Annotated in this window: 16 protein-coding genes and 1 pseudogene; 13 read left to right on the top strand and 4 right to left on the bottom strand. The window is 66.2% G+C overall.

Features of this window, described 5'->3' with window-relative positions; genetic code table 11:
* The 9 genes from A5782_RS10630 (at position 1) to A5782_RS10590 (ending at position 8,655) form a co-directional block, all read left to right on the top strand.
* Positions 1-804 (top strand): sugar phosphate isomerase/epimerase, encoded by an 804-nt coding sequence (locus tag A5782_RS10630; RefSeq protein WP_067099150.1) that lies wholly within the window; start codon positions 1-3, stop codon positions 802-804.
* 2 nt (positions 805-806) lie between these two features.
* Positions 807-2,015, top strand: coding sequence for a DUF1214 domain-containing protein (locus A5782_RS10625; RefSeq protein ID WP_067099147.1), 1,209 nt, complete (start codon positions 807-809; stop codon positions 2,013-2,015).
* 79 nt (positions 2,016-2,094) lie between these two features.
* Positions 2,095-3,009, top strand: coding sequence for an alpha/beta fold hydrolase (locus A5782_RS10620; protein WP_067099144.1), 915 nt, complete (start codon positions 2,095-2,097; stop codon positions 3,007-3,009).
* A gap of 65 nt (positions 3,010-3,074) precedes the next feature.
* Positions 3,075-3,887, top strand: coding sequence for an LLM class F420-dependent oxidoreductase (locus A5782_RS10615; protein WP_067099142.1), 813 nt, complete (start codon positions 3,075-3,077; stop codon positions 3,885-3,887).
* A gap of 119 nt (positions 3,888-4,006) precedes the next feature.
* Entirely contained in the window at positions 4,007-4,747 is a 741-nt protein-coding gene (locus tag A5782_RS10610; RefSeq protein WP_067099137.1) for a GntR family transcriptional regulator, read from the top strand.
* A 49-nt stretch (positions 4,748-4,796) separates the two neighbouring features.
* On the top strand, positions 4,797-6,611 hold the full coding sequence (locus tag A5782_RS10605; protein WP_067099133.1) for an ABC transporter substrate-binding protein/permease: 1,815 nt from the start codon (positions 4,797-4,799) through the stop codon (positions 6,609-6,611).
* Between the two features lie 8 nt (positions 6,612-6,619).
* Positions 6,620-7,357: an amino acid ABC transporter ATP-binding protein gene (locus A5782_RS10600; RefSeq protein ID WP_369815615.1), complete on the top strand. Its 738-nt coding sequence runs from the start codon at positions 6,620-6,622 to the stop codon at positions 7,355-7,357.
* Between the two features lie 64 nt (positions 7,358-7,421).
* Positions 7,422-7,925 (top strand): MarR family winged helix-turn-helix transcriptional regulator, encoded by a 504-nt coding sequence (locus tag A5782_RS10595; protein ID WP_067099128.1) that lies wholly within the window; start codon positions 7,422-7,424, stop codon positions 7,923-7,925.
* Between the two features lie 58 nt (positions 7,926-7,983).
* The gene (locus tag A5782_RS10590; protein ID WP_067099125.1) at positions 7,984-8,655 is read left to right on the top strand and encodes an SDR family oxidoreductase; all 672 of its coding nucleotides are present in this window, start codon (positions 7,984-7,986) and stop codon (positions 8,653-8,655) included.
* A gap of 6 nt (positions 8,656-8,661) precedes the next feature.
* Here the strand turns inward: A5782_RS10590 and leuS are convergent, their stop codons facing one another.
* On the bottom strand, positions 8,662-11,571 hold the full coding sequence (leuS, locus tag A5782_RS10585; protein ID WP_067099122.1) for a leucine--tRNA ligase: 2,910 nt from the start codon (positions 11,569-11,571) through the stop codon (positions 8,662-8,664).
* Between the two features lie 184 nt (positions 11,572-11,755).
* On the opposite strand from leuS, the gene A5782_RS10580 reads away from it, so the two are divergent.
* Entirely contained in the window at positions 11,756-12,949 is a 1,194-nt protein-coding gene (locus A5782_RS10580; protein WP_067099192.1) for an LpqN/LpqT family lipoprotein, read from the top strand.
* A gap of 63 nt (positions 12,950-13,012) precedes the next feature.
* The gene (locus tag A5782_RS10575; RefSeq protein WP_067099119.1) at positions 13,013-13,354 is read left to right on the top strand and encodes a hypothetical protein; all 342 of its coding nucleotides are present in this window, start codon (positions 13,013-13,015) and stop codon (positions 13,352-13,354) included.
* Between the two features lie 19 nt (positions 13,355-13,373).
* Here the strand turns inward: A5782_RS10575 and A5782_RS10570 are convergent, their stop codons facing one another.
* A complete protein-coding gene (locus A5782_RS10570; protein ID WP_156623878.1) occupies positions 13,374-13,982 on the bottom strand; it encodes a YqgE/AlgH family protein in 609 nt (202 codons plus the stop codon).
* Positions 13,983-14,079: 97 nt separating this feature from the next.
* Between A5782_RS10570 and A5782_RS10565 the strand changes: the two are divergent.
* Positions 14,080-15,425: pseudogene (locus tag A5782_RS10565) on the top strand (MFS transporter).
* Between the two features lie 37 nt (positions 15,426-15,462).
* On the top strand, positions 15,463-16,236 hold the full coding sequence (locus A5782_RS10560; RefSeq protein WP_067099188.1) for a TIGR03084 family metal-binding protein: 774 nt from the start codon (positions 15,463-15,465) through the stop codon (positions 16,234-16,236).
* Between the two features lie 94 nt (positions 16,237-16,330).
* Here the strand turns inward: A5782_RS10560 and A5782_RS10555 are convergent, their stop codons facing one another.
* Together A5782_RS10555 and A5782_RS10550 are read right to left on the bottom strand one after the other, a co-directional pair.
* Entirely contained in the window at positions 16,331-16,651 is a 321-nt protein-coding gene (locus A5782_RS10555) for a DUF2710 family protein (RefSeq protein ID WP_067099113.1), read from the bottom strand.
* Positions 16,652-16,720: 69 nt separating this feature from the next.
* Entirely contained in the window at positions 16,721-18,427 is a 1,707-nt protein-coding gene (locus A5782_RS10550; RefSeq protein WP_067099110.1) for a DUF5631 domain-containing protein, read from the bottom strand.
* Between the last annotated feature and the right edge of the window lie 47 nt (positions 18,428-18,474).

The raw sequence follows: 18,474 nt of genomic DNA, 5'->3' as shown, positions 1-18,474 counted from the left end.
ATGGTGGCGGCACACAAACGGTTGTCGGTGCACAACGTCACGTTCTACGGCGAACCGCTGGCCGCGCTGGAGGCACACTGGGCGGCACTCGGTGTCTCACGGCTGAGCATCCTGGACAGCCAGCTGCTCGATCCGGGCTTCCCAGAACTGTTGCAGCGTAACGACTACACCGTCGAAGCGGTGTGCCATATCTTCGGTGGGGGCCGGCTGGACGCCGGGGCGGACGCGGCGCGGGACGCGCTGCTGCCGGTGATCGACGCCGCGGCGCTGGTGGGTGCGCGCGTGGTCTATATGCTGACCGGCGGTAGGGGCGCACTGACCTGGCCGCAAGCCGCCGAGCGCTTCAGCGCGATGATCGCTCCTTGCGTCGGGCACGCGAAGCGGGCGGGCGTGGCGCTGGCAATCGAGAACGCCTCGAGCCTTTACGCCGACATCCATTTCGCCCACACGCTGCGCGATACCATCACGCTGGCCGAGGTGAGCGGGCTCGGTATCTGTATCGAGCTGTTCCACTGCTGGGCGGAGGGTGATTTCGAAGCGATGGTGCAGCGGGCCTTGCCTCGAACCGAACTCATTCAGCTCAGCGATTACGTGCTGGGTGACCGGGCGCTTCCGGGTCGGGCGGTGCCCGGCGACGGCGCGATTCCGCTCGAAGCGTTCGTCGCGCAAGCGCTGGCCGGTGGCTATGCGCACGGGTTCGACCTGGAATTGATCGGTCCCCGCATCGAGGCGGAAGGTCGCCTGCAATCCGCGCGACGCGCCTGCGATGTCGTCGGAGCGATGCTGCAGAGATTGGGTGCGTGACAATGGGTTTCGGTGACGGCGCCGACGACGCGACGCTGCAATCAGCATGGATCGAATTCTGCTCCCAGCTGCAGCGCGCGGGCGAGCGAGTCTTCAAGGACGCCAACCCTGCCGCCGCATTGCAGCGCGTTGACGCCTACCGGTTTCTCACCCAGAACCTCGGCCAGACTTTCGACCTGGCCCTCGAAACCCGCGACACCGGTTACCCGGTGCTGCACACCTTCTGCGGCCCGACCCGCAAACTCGGCGGAGACTGCGCCGATTTCACCTATCAACAGGCGTGGATCGACGGACAGTCGACATACCGGCTCACCGGCGTCCGTGGTACCTCGCGCTTTTTCAACGTGACCGTGCAAGGGCGACGCACACCCGGGCCGGGCGTGCTGCACGAACCGTTCGGTGACACACCGCAGGCCAATCTGCTCGGCCGTCAACTCAATATCGGTAAGGATGGTGAATTCGAGCTGTACCTCGGCGGGCCCGAACGCGGGCCGAACTGGCTGCCCACCACGTCGGAGTCACGAAAACTGTTCATCCGTCAGGGTTTTGACCGCTGGGACGAGTCGCCGGCGCAGATGCGCATCGAACGCATCGACATGGCCTCCCCCAAGCCGTTGCCCACCCCGGCCGACATGATCGCGGCGATGCGCTGGGCCGGTGATTTCGTCACCGGCCTGATGTCTGATTGGCCCGAATTCCCGTTCAACTACGGGGGCGTCGACGCCGAGCACCCGAACACGTTCCCGTGCGTCGGGGCGACCGACGCCGACAACAAGCGCGGCCGAGCCGCCGCCAACATGTACTGGGAGCTGGCGGCCGATGAGGCGCTGATCGTCGAATTCGACGCCCACGACGGACTGTGGATGTTCACCAACATGGGTGTCTTCTTCAACAGCATGGATTACTTGTATCGCCCGGTGAGCTATACGCCGAGCCGCACGAAAATCGATCACGACGGACGCATCCGTCTGGTTATGGCTCACCGTGATCCCGGCGTGCACAACTGGTTGGACACTCAGGGCTTCGAACGCGGCAACCTGACCTACCGGCACATGCTCGAGGGCGAACCCGTCGTGCTGGACACCCGGGTGGTCAAGCACGACGAACTGCCCGACGCCCTGCCGGCAGAAACCGCCATGGTGAGTGCACCGGAGCGCGTCGCCGCGATGTGGGAACGCTTCCATGGCATTCGCCGCCGCTATGTCCTCTAGGCCGGTGGTGGCGACCCGCTGCGCCCGGTTACGCCGCGCTTGCGATCGCCACTAGACGCCAGGTCTAGGGTCAAAGGTCGTGACCGAGATCTCCGAAGACGAACTGGCCGGGCTGTCCGAATTCTCGCTGCTGTCCGAAAACGCAGAGCAGGCCGGGGTCTCCGGTCCGCTGCCCGACGTCGAGCGCGTCGAGTCCGGCACGGGCGAAAGCAAAATCAGCGCGCTGCGCTGGGGCAGCACTGCCCCTCGGATCGTGTTCGTGCACGGCGGCGGGCAGAACGCGCACACCTGGGACACCATCATCGTCGGCCTTGGTGAGCCCGCGCTGGCGGTCGACCTTCCCGGCCACGGCCACTCCGCCTGGCGCGAGGACGGCGACTACTCGCCTCAGCACAACGCCGACACCTTGCTGCCGATCCTGCGCGAACACGCGGCATCGGCCGACCTCGTCGTTGGCATGTCGCTGGGCGGGTTGACCGCGATCCGGCTGGGCGCGGTGGCACCCGAACTGGTCAACGAGCTTGTGCTGATCGACGTCACCCCGTCGGCGCTGCAACGGCATTCCGAGATGACCAAGGAGCAACAGGGCACCGTGGCGCTGATGCACGGGGAACGCGAGTTCCCCAACTTCCAGGCCATGCTCGACTTGACGGTCGCCGCGGCGCCGCACCGCGAGGTAAAGGCACTGCGCCGCGGGGTGTTCCACAACTCGCGCAAGCTGGACAACGGCCAATGGACGTGGCGCTACGACGCCATCCGCACCTTCCCCGACTTCGCCAGCCTGTGGGACGACGTCGACGCCTTGTCCGCACCCGTGACCCTGGTGCGCGGTGGCTCATCTGGCTTCGTCAGCGACGAGGACACGGCCGAGCTCGGCCGTCGCGCAAAGCATTTCCGCTCCGCGCACGTAGTGGAGAATTCGGGTCATTCCGTGCAAAGCGACCAGCCTCGCGCGCTGATCGACATTCTGCGCGGGGTGCTTGACGCACGCTGAGCCTACGGTGGGGACATGACCCGCGTCGACGACGGTGCAGAGCGAAGCGATGAGGAGCGACGCCCATGACTGCTAACTTTCCGATCCGTATCGGTGTCCAGTTACAGCCGCAACACGCTCCGCAGTACAGCCAGATCCGCGACGCCGTGCGCCGCTGCGAGGACATCGGTGTCGACATCGCCTTCAACTGGGATCATTTCTTCCCGCTCTATGGCGATCCCGACGGCGCGCATTTCGAATGCTGGACGATGCTCGGGGCCTGGGCCGAGCAGACGTCGCGCATTCATATCGGCGCGCTGGTGACGTGCAACTCTTACCGCAATCCTGAGTTGCTGGCCGATATGGCTCGCACCGTCGACCACATCTGCGACGGCCGACTCATCCTGGGCATCGGTTCGGGCTGGAAACAAAAGGACTACGACGAGTACGGCTACGAATTCGGTACCGTCGGCAGTCGCCTGGACGACCTGGCGACCGCACTGCCCCGGATCAAAGAGCGGCTGGGCAAACTGAACCCCGCTCCCACCCGCGACCTTCCAATCCTGATCGGCGGCAAGGGCCCGCGAAAGACACTGCGAATGGTCGCCGAATACGGCGACATCTGGCACGGCTTCACCACGGTCGAGACCTATCCGGCCGCGGCGGCCGTGCTGGATGAACATTGCGCCGCCGTCGGGCGCGACCCGTCCACCATCGAGAGATCCGCCGGCGTTGAGAACAACAGCGGTGTCCGCCGTGGCGAGGGCCTCGACGGGTTAATCGCGAACGCCGAAGGCCTCGCCGCGCTGGGCGTGACGCTGTTGACCGTCGGCGTCAACGGTCCGGACTACGACCTGACCGCCGCCGAGGCTCTGTGCAAGTGGCGCAATAGCCGTTAAACGGCCCCGCCACATTTGGGTCAGGTTCATTGGCCGAATACCTAAACGCACGCATCAATTCGTGAGAAACTCGCAGCGCTAGATGGCCGCACCGGGTGTGAAAGAGACTCAACGAAAAGATGCCGAAGAAATACGGGGTCAAAGAAAAGGACCTGGTTGTTTCGCATATCCTCCACCTGTTGCTGACTGGAAAGCTGCGCAGCGGGGACCGCGTCGACCGCAACGAAATTGCGCTGGTCCTGGGAGTCAGCCGGGTCCCGATCCAAGAAGCGCTGGTCCAGCTCGAACACGACGGCATTGTGTCCACGCGTTACCACCGGGGCGCCTTCGTCGAGCGGTTCGACGAAGCCACCGTTCTCGAGCACCACGAGCTCGACGGACTGCTCAATGGGACTGCGTCCGCACGCGCGGCCACCAATCCCACGCCGCGGATCTTGGGACAGCTCGATACGCTCATGCGCTCGCTGCGCACGGCCAAGGATTCGCGCGCCTTCACCGACCTCGCCGCCGAATACCGGCGCACGCTCAACGACGAGTACGCCGGACCGCGGCTCCACGCCACCATCCGCGCCTCGCAGAATCTGATTCCACGCCTCTTTTGGACGACCTATCAGAGCGGGCGCGACGAGATGCTGCCCTTCTACGAAGACGAGACGTCGGCGATACACCGGCGCGACTCCGTAGCCGCGCGGGCGGCGTGCATCGACCGCTCCTATCTGATGGCCCAGACCATGCTTGCCGAACTGTACCGGCGGCGGGTCTTCACCCCACCCGACGACGAATCCCGGATCGTTTCGGGCCCGCTGGAGATAATCGCCGACGCGGATACGATCTGCGGCGAAGCATCATTGGCCCTTTGAACCGACGCTGAAGGGGCCGTGTCGCCGTTCAGTCGTTACGGTGACACTGATGAGTTCGCGCGTGGGCCGGCACACCAAGCACCGCGGAAGGGCATTCGGCCTGGCCGCGACAGTCCTGATGGTGTGCGGCATCTCGCTGGGTGGACCGGTTGCCCCGGCGGCCGCCGACTGGAATCAATGTGCCCCCGCGGGGGTAGACAGCGCCAGGTCCCTGCCCAAGGATCTGACCGAGAACCCGACCACCGGCGAGGATGACCGCGACACAACGGCGTCCGTCGAGCCGCTCAGCGCCGTCGACGTCGGCGCCTTGGGCCTCGGCGTGCCGGGAGTCCTGACGGTCGGCACGCTGTCGGACGCCCCACCCAACATCTGCATCAATCCCACCGGCGAATTCAGCGGCTTCGACAACCAACTGCTGCGGGCCATCGCCGACAAACTGGGTCTGCAAGTCCGCTTCGTCAGCACCGACTTTTCCGCGTTGCTCGCCCAGGTGGCGTCCCGGCGCTTCGACGTCGGCTCGGCGGCGGTGAAAGCCACCGACGCCCGTCGGCACACGGTTTCTTTCACGAACGGCTACGACTTCGGCTTCTATTCGCTGGTGGTGCCGCCTGGTTCGACGATCCACAAATTCAGCGACCTCGCGGCAGGCCAGCGCATCGGCGTCGTGCAAGGCACCGTCGAGGAGTCGTACGTCGTCGACGTATTGCATCTGCAACCCGTGAAATATCCCGGCTTTGCCACCTTGTACGCGAGCCTCAAGTCCCGTCAGATCGATGCGTGGGTGGCGCCGGGGACGCTCGCAGCGACCGTCATTCGCCCCGGTGATCCGGCGGTGGTCACCGCGAACACCTACAGCCCAGGCAATTTCGTGGCTTATGCGGTTGCTCGAGGCAATACACCGTTGATTGACGCGCTCAATTCCGGGTTGGACGCCGTCATTGCCGACGGCACCTGGGCGCACCTGTACACCCAGTGGGTGCCGCGGACAATGCCGCCCGGCTGGAAACCCGGCTCCAAAGCCGCGCCCATTCCGAAGTTGCCGGACTTCGCCGCCATCGCGAAACAGCACCGTTCGCCGGCGGGCCCGCCCGCCCCGAAATCACCACTGGCCCAGCTGGGTGATTCCTTCTTCGACTGGGACATGTACCGACAAGCCATCCCGATTCTGTTCACCACCGGGCTGCCCAATACCTTGATCCTGACCAACAGTGCCCTGGTGATCGGCCTGGCGTTCGGAATGGTGCTGGCGATGGCCGGCATCTCGCACCGGCGCTGGCTGCGCTGGCCGGCGCGGGTATACACCGACATCTTTCGCGGCCTGCCTGAAGTGGTGATCATCTTGCTCATCGGGATGGGCATCGGCCCATTGGTCAGTGGGTTGACCAACAAAAATCCCTATCCGCTCGGCATTGCCGCACTCGGATTGATGGCCGCCGCCTACATCGGCGAGATTCTGCGCTCCGGAATTCAAAGCGTCGACCCCGGACAACTGGAAGCCTCCCGGGCGCTCGGCTTCAGCTATGTCACCGCGATGCGCCTGGTGGTGGTACCGCAGGGAATCCGCCGCGTGCTCCCCGCCCTGGTCAATCAGGCGATCGGGCTGTTGAAGGCCTCCGCGCTGGTTTACTTCCTCGGCCTGATCGCCGATCAGCGAGAACTGTTCCAGGTGGGACGAGATCTCAACGCACAGACCGGGAGCTTGTCGCCGTTGGTGGCCGCCGGTCTCTTCTACCTGCTATTGACCATCCCGCTAACGCATTTGGTCAACTACATCGACACCCGGCTTCGCCGCGGACGCCGCGCCGCCGCGGGAGAGGACGACGCCGACATGCTTGCCACGACATTCGGCCAGGAAATCACGTGACCTCCGTTATCCATGGGCGTGCGTCAGTGTCGCTGGCGGCCAAAGACATTCACCAAACCCTGGGTGGAAGCAAGGTGCTGCGCGGCGTCGACATCGAGGCACCCGCGGGCAGCACCGTGGCGATCATCGGGCCATCCGGCTCGGGCAAGTCGACACTGCTGCGCACCCTGAACCGCTTGTATGAGCCTGACAGCGGCGACATTCTGCTGGATGGCCAATCGGTGCTGCGCGACGATCCCGACGAGCTGCGCCAGCGTATCGGCATGGTGTTCCAGCATTTCAACCTCTTCCCGCACCGCAGCGTGCTGGACAACGTGGCGATGGCACCACGAAAGTTGCGGCGTCTGCAGGCCGACCAAGCCCGCGACCTGGCGATGACACAGTTGGACCGAGTTGGCCTGAAGCACAAGGCCGGTGCCCGCCCGAGCATGTTGTCGGGCGGCCAACAACAGCGAGTGGCTATTGCCCGCGCGCTGGCAATGGCGCCACAGGTGATGTTTTTCGACGAGGCGACCTCGGCGCTGGATCCCGAAATGGTCAAGGGAATACTGCAACTCATTGCCGACCTTGGCGCCGACGGCATGACAATGGTTGTGGTGACCCACGAAATGGGCTTCGCACGGTCCGCATCCGACGCCGTCGTGTTTATGGATCACGGCAAGGTCGTGGAATGGGGCCCTCCTGAGGAGATATTCGAAGCGGCAGAGACCGAACGGCTGCAGCGGTTTTTGTCCCAAGTGCTTTGATCTCCACTAACTAGTGGCAATAGCTCCCTTGTAAGCACCTCATATCGGGATAGACTCCCGATTTATGGCAGACAGCGAATCGAACCCGGCCGAGGTAGCCGAGCTCGCCGAAGGTTTGCATCGAGCGCTGTCCAAATTGTTTGCGATTCTGCGCCGTGGCGACCCCAGCGGCGCGGCGGCCGGGGAGCTGACCCTGGCGCAGTTGTCGATTCTGGTCACCCTGCTCGACCAGGGCCCGATCCGGATGACCGATCTCGCCGCACACGAACGGGTGCGGACGCCCACCACAACCGTGGCGATCCGCCGGTTGGAGAAGGTCGGGCTGGTCAAGCGTTCCCGCGACCCCTCCGACCTGCGTGCGGTGCTCGTGGACATCACCCCCCGGGGGCGGGCCGTTCACGGTGAGTCGCTGGCCAATCGACGCGCTTCCCTGGCCGCGATGCTGAGCCAGCTCCCGGCGTCGGACCTCAACACCCTGACGCAGGCGCTGGCGCCGCTGGAACGACTGGCCTCCGGTGACCCCGTCTCCGGACCTGCCGGCGTGCCACCTGCACGCAAAGAAGCCTGAAAAGGCCAGCGCTTCAACAGTTTTCGCCTGCGCTTGCGAGGTCGGTAAGCTGCAGGGCATGCCCAATGCACTCATCACCGGCGCCGGCGGCGGTATCGGTTCGGCAATCGCCGCGGCGCTGGCCCCCACGCACACCCTGCTGCTGGCCGGCCGACCATCCGATCGGCTCGACGCTGTCGCAGAGCGGCTCGGCGCCACCACGTTTCCACTGGACCTCACCGACTCCGGCGATATCGAAGCCACCTGCGAAATCGTGGACGAACTCGACGTACTGGTGCACAACGCGGGATTGGCCATACCCGGCAGCGTCGCCGACTCCAACGTCGACGAATGGCGTGCCACGTTCGCCGTGAACGTCTTTGGACCGGTGGAACTTACCCTGGCGCTGCTGCCGGCGCTGCGACGGGCGCGCGGCCAGGTGGTGTTCATCAACTCCGGTGCGGGCCGCGACGCTTCGCGGGGTATGGCTTCGTATTCGGCCAGTAAGTTCGCGCTGCGCGCCTTCGCGGACTCGCTGCGCAGTGCCGAACCGGAGTTGCGGGTGACGACGATCTATCCGGGCCGAACCGACAGCGACATGCAGCGAGAACTCGTCGAGTTCGAGGGCGGCACGTATGACCCCGCCAACTTTTTGAAGCCCGAGACGGTCGCGGCCGCGGTCGCTCATGCGGTGGCCACCCCGCCCGACGGGCACGTCCACGAGGTGGTGCTGCGACCCACCCAGCGCTAGGCGGCGCTACACGACCAGGTTGACCAGCCGGCCGGGGACCACGATCACCTTGCGCGGGTTGGCACCCGCCAAAAATGCCTGGACCTTGTCATCGGCAAGCGCGGCGGCCTTCAGTGTGTCCTGATCGGCATCGGCGGCCACCAACACTCGCCCGCGCACTTTGCCGTTCACCTGCACCGGGTACTCCACCGTGTCGTCGACCAGGTAAGCGGGGTCGGCAACCGGGAACGGTCCGTGCGCCAGCGGGGTCTGGTTGCCCAGTCGCAGCCACAACTCCTCGGCCATATGCGGGGCCAGGGGCGCCAACATCAACACCAGCGGCTCGACCGCCGCGCGGGGCACCGCATCACGGTGATCCTTGGTGAGATGGTTGGTGTATTCGATCAGTTTGGCCGCGGCGGTGTTATTGCGCAGTGCAGCATAGTCTTCCGCAACACCGGCGATGGTGCGATGCAGTGCTCGAAGCGTGTCGGTCGTCAACTCTTGGGCGGCCCCGTCGACGACACGCGTGTCACCGGTCTGCTCGTCGACCACCAAACGCCACACACGCTGCAGGAAGCGATGGGCCCCTACGACGTCCTTGGTCGCCCAGGGCCTGGAGGCCTCCAGCGGGCCCATCGACATCTCGTACACCCGCAGTGTGTCGGCGCCGTAGTCGTCGCAGATCTCGTCGGGTGAGATCGAATTCTTCAGGCTCTTACCGATTTTGCCGAACTCCTGAAAAACTTCGACCTCTCCCCCGGGCCCCCGGTAGACGAAACGGCCGTCCCGTTCCACCACCTCTTCCGCCGGCACGTACGACCCGCGCGAGTCGGTGTAGGCGAAGGCCTGGATGTAGCCCTGGTTGACCAATCGGCGATACGGCTCGCGAGAACTCACGTGGCCCAGGTCGTATAAAACCTTGTGCCAGAACCGCGCATAGAGCAGGTGCAGCACCGCGTGTTCGGCCCCGCCGACGTACAAGTCGACCCCACCCGGATCCTGCGGCCCATGCTCGGCCGGCCGCGGACCCATCCAGTAGGCCTCATTTTCCTTGTCGCAGAACCTTTCCGAGTTATGCGGATCGGTGTAGCGCAGTTCATACCAGGAACTGCCGGCCCACTGCGGCATCACGTTGGTGTCGCGGCTGTAGGGCTTCAGGCCGTCGCCCAGGTCCAGCTCGACGTGTACCCAATCCGTCGCCTTGGCCAACGGCGGCGACGGCTCGCTGCCGGCGTCGTCGGGCTCGAACAGCACGGGCGAGTAATCCGGCACGTCGGGCAGCTCGACCGGCAGCGCGGCTTCGGAAAGCGCATGCGCGCGCCCGTCAGCGTCGTAGACGATGGGGAACGGTTCGCCCCAATACCGCTGGCGGGCGAAAAGCCAATCGCGCAACTTGAATTCGACGCGCGCCCAGCCGCGGCCTTCAGCCTCCAAGCGGGCGGTGATCTTTTCCTTGGCCGCGGCCACATCCAATCCGTCGAGGTAGCCGGAGTTGACCAGCACCCCGTCGCCAGCGTAGGCGGACTCCGAAATATCGCCGCCGGCAATGACTTCCACGATCGGGAGGCCGAACTCGCGGGCGAAGTCCCAGTCACGCTGGTCGTGGCCCGGGACAGCCATGATCGCTCCGGTCCCGTACCCGGCCAACACGTAATCGGCAATGAAGATCGGCACCGGCTTCCCGTTGGTGGGATTGACGGCATAGCTGCCCAGGAAGACGCCGGTCTTCACCTTGCTCTCCTGGCGCTCGAGGTCTGACTTCGACCCGATCGCCTGCCGGTAGGCGGCGACGGCCTCCCCCGGTGTGGCGGCGCCATACGTCCAACGCGGGTCGGTGCCGTCCGGCCAGGCCGCGGCCACCAACCCGTCGACCAGGTCGTGTTCTGGGGCCAGCACCAAGTAGGTGGCGCCGAAAAGCGTGTCCGGCCGGGTGGTGAACACCTCGATATCGACCGTCGCGCCATCGGCTCCGGTCGCGGCGAACAGCGCTTTGGCCCCGGTGGAGCGACCGATCCAGTTGCGCTGCATGGTCTTGACCGGTTCGGGCCAGTCCAGTACGTCGAGGTCGTCGAGCAGCCGATCGGAGTACGCGGTGATTCGCATCATCCACTGCCGCAAGCGTTTCCGGAATACCGGGAAATTGCCGCGGTCGCTGCGTCCGTCGGCGGTGACCTCTTCGTTCGCCAGGACGGTGCCCAGACCGGGACACCAATTCACCATCGAGTCGGCCCGGTAGACCAACCGGTGGCCGTCGATCACGTCGGCCCGCTCCCCCGCTGAAAGCCCGGCCCAGTCCCGCCCGTCCTCGAGGGCGCGGACACCGGAATCGAATTCGGCGACCAGCTCGGCGATGGGGCGGGCCTTGTTGGCGGCCGTGTCGAACCAAGCGTTATAGATCTGCAGGAAGATCCACTGGGTCCACTTGTAGAACTCGACGTCGGTGGTGGAGAAGCTGCGCCGCCTGTCGTGGCCGAGGCCCAGGCGACCCAGTTGGCGCCGGAAATTCACGACGTTGGCCTCGGTACGGGTGCGCGGATGGGTGCCGGTCTGCACCGCGTACTGTTCGGCGGGCAACCCGAACGCGTCAAAACCTAACGCATGCAACACGTTACGACCGGTCATCCGGTAATAGCGGGCGTACACGTCCGTTGCGATGTAGCCCAGCGGATGGCCGACATGCAGACCCTCTCCTGACGGGTAGGGAAACATGTCCTGCACGAACAACTTGTCGTCCGGGACCGGGGCTCCGTCTGCCGGGGCCAGCGATCCGACCGGATTGGGCACGTCGAATGTCCCGAGCTTCGCCCAGTTCTCCTGCCACGCGCCCTCGATACGGCCCGCCAGCGCCGCGGTGTAGCGATACGGCGGCGCGTCGGAGTCGGGCACAGCGCCGTCAGAGCTGCTTGGCGGCGAAGCGGTCGGGGAGTCGGTCACCTGAACAGGGTATAAGGGCCGACACGACGAGTCCGCCGGCCACAGGTTGGTCTCGGTTCCGTTGCGCGCGGATCAGGGGTTCATCCCAGGTGTGTTTCGAGCCTATTCACCGCCTTTGACCTCTAGTTACAGTCAGCCACTATCGACGGCTTCTGGTACTGAGCCATTGGAAGGACCGACGCAGATGATTGAGATCGTCCCCGTCCACCGGGCACTCCTCGGCGGTATGGTCGCTGGCCTGATGGGTCTGGCGGTTGTTGCGGGCGGCACGGCATCGGCAGACCCGTTGCCTCCGGCGCCAGCACCCGTTCCCGCGGTTCCCGCCCAGGCACCGCAGAACCTCGGACCCGAGCTGGTGCCGCCGAGCCGATACCTCGCGGCCCCGCCGGCCGGCAACCAGATCGTCCCGCCGGCTATCGCCGCGGCCCCGGGAACAACGGCGCCTGCCGCCGTGCCGCCAGTGGCTCCGGCTCCGGCTCCCGCGACGTCGGGAACGATCCATGAATTCCTGCAGTCGAAGGGGGTGAAGCTCGAGGCGCAGAAGCCCCAGGGCTTCAAGGCACTCGACATCACCTTGCCGGTGCCCGCGCGCTGGACCCAGGTGCCCGACCCCAATGTGCCGGACGCGTTCGCGGTGATCGCCGACCGGCGCGGCAGCAGCATCTATTCATCAAATGCGCAGGTCGTGGTGTACAAACTGGTCGGTGCCTTTGATCCGAAAGAGGCCATCAGCCACGGCTACGTCGACAGCCAGAAGCTTCTGGCGTGGCAGCCCACCAATGCGTCGATGACCGATTTCGGCGGCTTTCCGTCGTCGATTGTCGAGGGCACCTACCGCGACGGTGATTTGACGCTCAACACGTCGCGGCGCCACGTCATCGCGACGTCGGGTCACGACAAGTACCTCGTGTCGCTGTCGGTCACCACCGATCGTGCGGTGAGCGTCGCCGACGCACCGGCCACCGACGCCATCATCAACGGATTCCGCGTAAGCGCCCCCGGCGCGGCGGCTCCGGCGCCGGCCCAGGCACCCGCTGCCTCGCCGGTTGGGCTGCCCGCCCAGGCTGCCACCGCTGCTCCGCTCGCCCCGGTTGCTCCGGCTCCGGTCGCGCCGGCCGCTCCGGCACCGGCCGTGACTCCGGTTGCCCCGGCGCCGGTTGCGGCTCCAGTCGCGCCTGCCGGCCCGGCACCGGCCGTGACCCCGGTTGCCCCGGCACCCGGCGCGACTCCGCTGGTACCGCTCGCCCAAACCTCGCCGGCGGCCCCGGTCGGGCTCCCCGCGCAGGCACCGATGATGGGCCAGCAGCACGCACCCAGCCTGTTGGCCATGGTGCCGGGCCTGCCCCCGCTACCGAACTTCTCGTTCCTCCAGCACTAAGGACGCGCCGACGCCCGCAGAGCCGGACGCGCGGGCCGGTAACCCGGCTCGTATTGTGGCCCCATGCTGATTGCGGGCGTCCTGTGCATGTGTGCGGCGGTGGCCTCGGCGGGGTTCGGCACCTGGTCGCTGGCGCACAACCGGAATTCCGGTGCCACTGCATTGGCGCTGCGCGCGATGGCGCCGACCCAGTTGGCGGCCGCGGTGATGCTGGCAGCCGGTGGCGCGGTCGCCATGGCCGCCGTCCCAGATACCGCGCTGGTGGTGCTCATCGTCTGCGTCGTGGGCGCGCTGGGAACGCTGGCCGCGGGCTCGTGGCAAAGCGCGCGCTTCGCGCTGCGCCGGGAAGCGGCTGCGCCCGCCTGCGCCGGAAGCTGCGCCGGCTGCACGCAGTTGTGCCACTGAACTGAAGCCGGGAAAGGCCCTAGTTGCGGCTGATGTCGATGGGGTGGGTGGCGAGCAGCGACAGCGGCAGCGGCTGGCGACGCAAGACTTGGCCCCACAGGTCGGACCGCGGTCCGACCAGGACGTCGGATGGCAACGCGGACAATACAATCCAATCGTCGCGCTCGATCTCACCTTCAAGCTGACCGATGGTCCAGCCCGAGTAGCCCGCGAAGATCCGCACCCCTTCGACCAGCGGCGCGATCAGTTCCGGATCGGCGTCCAGATCGACCATGACCACCCGGCCGTCCACGTGCCGTAAGCCTGGCACGCCCTGGGGATCGGCGCCCACTCGCAGCGTCGCCAGACACAGCGCAGCGTCACGCTTCACCGGTCCTCCGATGAACATCGTCTTCGGCTTGGCCGACAGCTTGGTCCACTGGGGCAACACGTTGTACACCGCGGTTTCGCTGGCGCGGTTCAATACGACACCCAGCGTGCCTCCGTCGTTGTGCTCGACGATGTAGATCACGCTGCGCCGAAACGTCGGTTCGAGAAGATCGGTGTTGGCAAGCAGCAAAGTGCCCGCGCGCACCCGTTGCGCGGCGGGGGCGACGTAGTCCTCTGGATCCTCCGGCGGCGGCACCACACCATCATCGCATCCGGCGCATCGTGGCCCAGGGCAATCGATGGGGCGGGCCACGGAGATTTGTAGTGTTACTGGAACGGCTCTGATCGCGCGAGCTTTGCCAACCCCAATCGTGGAAGTCGGTTTTCGGTGATTCCAACCCGGATGCAGTCCAGTGCACCCGTCGAAATTTGGCGGTCGGTGCGCGGTTTGCCGGATTTCTGGCGGCTGCTGCAGGTGCGCATTGCGAGCCAGTTCGGTGACGGCTTGTTTCAGGCGGCGCTGGCCGGGGCGCTGCTGTTTAACCCGGATCGGGCAGCCGACCCGCTTTCCATCGCCCGGGCCTTCACGGTTTTGTTTTTGCCCTACTCGCTACTGGGACCGTTCGCCGGCGCGCTGATGGACCGTTGGGATCGACGGCTGGTGCTTGTCGGCGCCAATGTGGGCCGGCTGATCCTGTTCGCGGCGATCGGCACGATCCTGGCAGTGCGAGCCGGCGATGTGGCGCTGCTATTGGGTGCACTGTTCGCCAACGGTTTGTCCCGGTTCGTCGGGTCGGGGCTGTCGGCGTCGCTGCCCCATGTGGTGCCGCGTGAGCAGGTGGTGACGATGAACTCGGTTGCCACCGCATCGGGGGCCATCGCGGCGTTCTTCGGCGCAAACTTCATGCTGGTGCCCAGGTTCATCCTCGGGGCCAGCGACAAGGGCGCCTCGGCGATCGTGTTCATCACCGCGATTCCCGTGTCGATCGCGTTGCTGTTGTCGTGGCGGTTCGGTGCCCGAGTGCTGGGCCCCGACGACACATGGCGTGCTATCCATGGGCCGGTCATCTACGCGGTGATCACGGGCTGGCTGCACGGTGCGCGCACAGTGGCGCAGCGTCCCACGGTCGCCGCCACCCTGTCCGGCTTGGTCGCCCACCGGATGGTCATCGGCATCAACTCGCTGCTGGTGTTGTTGCTCGTCCATCACATACCCAACCTCAAGGGCGGGGGATTCGGCACCGCCTTGCTGTTCTTCGGCGCCGCGGGACTCGGGGCCTTCTTGGCCAACGTCCTGACACCGCCCGCGATCCGGCGCTGGGGGCGCTATGCGACCGCAAACGGCGCGTTGGCGACGTCGGCGATCATCGAGGTCGCCGGCGCCGAGCTGCTGCTTCCAATCATGGTCGCGTGCGGCTTTTTGCTCGGCGTCACCGGACAGATGGTCAAGCTTTGCGCCGACACAGCGATCCAGATGGACGTCGACGATGCTCTTCGCGGGCATGTCTTCGCCGTGCAGGACGCGCTGTTCTGGGTCGCGTTCATCGTCTCGATCACCGTGGCCGGCATCTTGATTCCCGACGACGGGCACGCACCCGCATTCGCGCTGTTCGGCTCGGTGCTCTACCTGATCGGCTTGGCCGTGCACAGCGTTATCGGGCGCCGCGGCGAGAAGCGAACAATCGCCAAGGTACAGACGTGATTTGTCCGACGGCGGCACCCGACAGTCGAGTGCTCCGATGACCGGTCCCGCGCCCATGGTCGACGACCTGCGTGCCGAAAGCGCCGCGCTCGACGAGCTGGTTGCGCCGTTGTCGCCAGAACGCTGGGCCGACCCGACGCCGGCGCCCGGCTGGACCATCGCGCACCAGATAGGCCACCTGCTGTGGACCGATCGGGTCGCCCTGATCTCGGTCACCGACGAGCCTGGGTTCGCCGAAGTGTTGGCGAGTGCGGCCGCCGACCCGACGGGCTTCGTCGACAAAGGCGCCGAAGAGCTGGCTGCCGTGGCGCCCGCCGAGCTGCTCGCCGATTGGCGGATCACCCGGGGACGGCTGCACGAAGCGCTGCTCGCGGTGCCGTCCGGTCACAAACTTCCCTGGTTTGGGCCGCCGATGAGTGCGGCGTCGATGGCCACCGCGCGGCTGATGGAGACCTGGGCGCACGGACTCGATGTTGCCGACGCCCTGGGCGTGACGCGGCCCGCGACCGAACGCCTTCGGTCGATCGCTCACTTGGGGGTCCGCACCCGCGATTTCGCCTTCGCCGTCAACAATCTCGCGCCACCGGCGGAACCATTTTTGGTCGAGCTGCGCGGACCCGGCGGCAACACCTGGTCCTGGGGGCCGCCCGAAGCCGGGCAGCGAGTCACTGGGTCCGCCGAGCATTTCTGTTACCTGGTCACCCAACGGCGTCCGCTGAGCGCCCTCGACATCACCGCCCAAGGCGCGGACGCCCAGCAGTGGTTACAGATCGCTCAGGCTTTCGCCGGGCCTCCCGGGCCCGGTCGATGAGCGCGTAAAACGCGCGAAGAGAGCCGGGGCCCGTCAAGCCAAGCCCGGTCGATGAGCGCGTAAAACGCGCGAAGACAGCCGGGTGCTCGCAGCGTCAGTGCAGGGGACCGCCGTAACTCGCCCGGTTCTCGGCCTCGGCCTCCTCACGCAGCGCGGTGATCGCGAGGTTCAGCCTTTCGGCCAACTCTCCGTGGCCATACCCGGTCATCACCCCGGGATGCAAAGTCAGTTTGAGCAACCGGCCATCGGAATTCGCTACCGCGGAAATGTCGCCCAAGTCGACGCTGTAGGTGACGGCTTCGGCCTGTGCCACAAGGGCTTCCCACTTGTCGGCCGCCTCGCTCAGTTCCCGAAGAACCGATTCGACGAGATCCTTCTCGCTGAGATTCGCGCGACTGCCCGAACCCGCCACCATGACAGTATCGTCGTCCCCTCCGACCAGCGTCAATTCATACGCGAGCAGGTTTAGGACAACCTGCCGGCCTCACCCGGCGAGCTTTTGGAACCAGGAAAGGTGGTAGTTCGCGGACACCGCGTCTCCGCTCGCGATGCCTTCGGTGGCGGCCATCAACAGGCACTTGAGCAGCAGCGCGGGATTGACGTTCGGATACTGAACGAGGAGCTGGTAGCGCGCCGTATCGAGATGTACGCGCAGCACGTCGACCTCCTGGTCCACCACAACCGTTCCCGCGGCGGCGGCTTCTGCCAACCTCGGCACGATCTTGGGCAGGTCGGCACGCCCCCGTGTGGCCGCGCTCAGCGCGCCCGCCAAGTCATCGATGGCTGGCAGCGTGCGCGCCTCCACCGACGACTTGGTCGCGGCGAAGTCGACCGAACGGTGCAGCGAACCACCGGGGGCGTAAGTGACGACGCGTGCCGTTTCGCCGATCAGTGTGGCGACCCTGCCGCTGCGGCGCTCGGGTTCCAACAACCGCACGCCCACCGGAAGGGCGATGCCTGAAGGTATCCATCCGTGAGCGAGATCGGTGACCACTACCGTGGTGCCGTCGGCGCGATCTCCGATCGCCCAATTCACGCGTGGCTCTTGCCGGACCACGAATTCGAGCAGCCGATTCAGCCGTTGATTGTCGAATCCTGTTGAGGTCGAGGGTGTTTCGGCGCGTGGAGGGGTCGCGACGAAAGCCGCCGTGGCGGCGTCGGCCGCGGCGGGGGTGGCGTCGGCCGCGGCTTCTTGCCGGGCCACCTGCGGTTCCGCTTCGCCGGTGGACGGCTCGTCGACGACCGCGTGGTGGCGACCGGAGTCGGCCTGGTCCGGCGCCCGCTCGGGAGCACGCTCCATCGGTGCCTCGAACACCGACTCCGCCTGCGGGACGACCGGAATGACTTGCGTCTCCTCGAGATGCGACACGTCGTCGGTGACGGGCTCTTCCTCGCTAGTGCCCGGCTCGCCGGCTGCCTCCTGTTCGTCCTCGCCGGCGATGGGCTCGACGACCGCGTGGTGGCGACCGAAGTCGGGCTGATCTGAAGCTGAGTCGGGCGCGGGCTCCACCGGCGGCGGCAAAACTGGCGCGGCCCTGACCACCGGGATGACTTGCGTCTCGTCGAGAGGTGACACATCGGGGGCGGTGAAGCGAGCCTCGTCCTCGGCAGGAGGTTCCCGCCGGCGAACCTGCGGCCAACGTATGTCGGCGACCGGCTCGACTGCGGCCTCTCGACGACGAAATCTGCCCGGTGGTGGAGACGGCTCGGGTGAAGTCGGCTCGGCAGCTTCGGCGACGGGCTTGCCCTCGCGGATTGCGGGCAGTACCTGCGTCTTGTCCACGTCCGTGTCGGACGGCTCGATCCTCGGTGGGGGAGGAGCGGGGGCTTGGGCTCCGCTCTGCACCGCATGCAGGTAGCGGATCGTCGATTCGACTCGGCGCACCGCGCGGACGCGAGCCTCGTCGATGACTCGGGCCTCGGCCGCCTGGCGGGAAAGGTCGGTCATCCCCGCACGCTTGAGCAACTTCAGTTCGTCGTTGGCCGCGTGAGCAATTCGTTGCAGGTCGGCCTTGAGATACTCAGCGAGAGTGGCAGTTTCGGCCGTCACCGTCGACAATTCGGCAGGCCACAACCCGCCTGTCACCCACGGGGTGCAGTCGATAGGAGAGCTGAAAGCCGGCATCGCCAGTGACTCCCGGGTAGCTCGCCGGAGGCGCTGGCGCGCCGACATCCGACCGAAGACCGCCACCGGCTAAGCGTACCGGGACCGGGCGGTCGACTTGTGCGGCCAGTGAA

The organism is Mycobacterium sp. 852002-40037_SCH5390672 (genome assembly GCF_001665875.1).
Taxonomy (GTDB): Bacteria; Actinomycetota; Actinomycetes; order Mycobacteriales; family Mycobacteriaceae; genus Mycobacterium.
The sequence above is the reverse complement of the archived record's forward strand: the minus strand, read 5'-3'. Positions and strand labels throughout refer to the sequence as shown.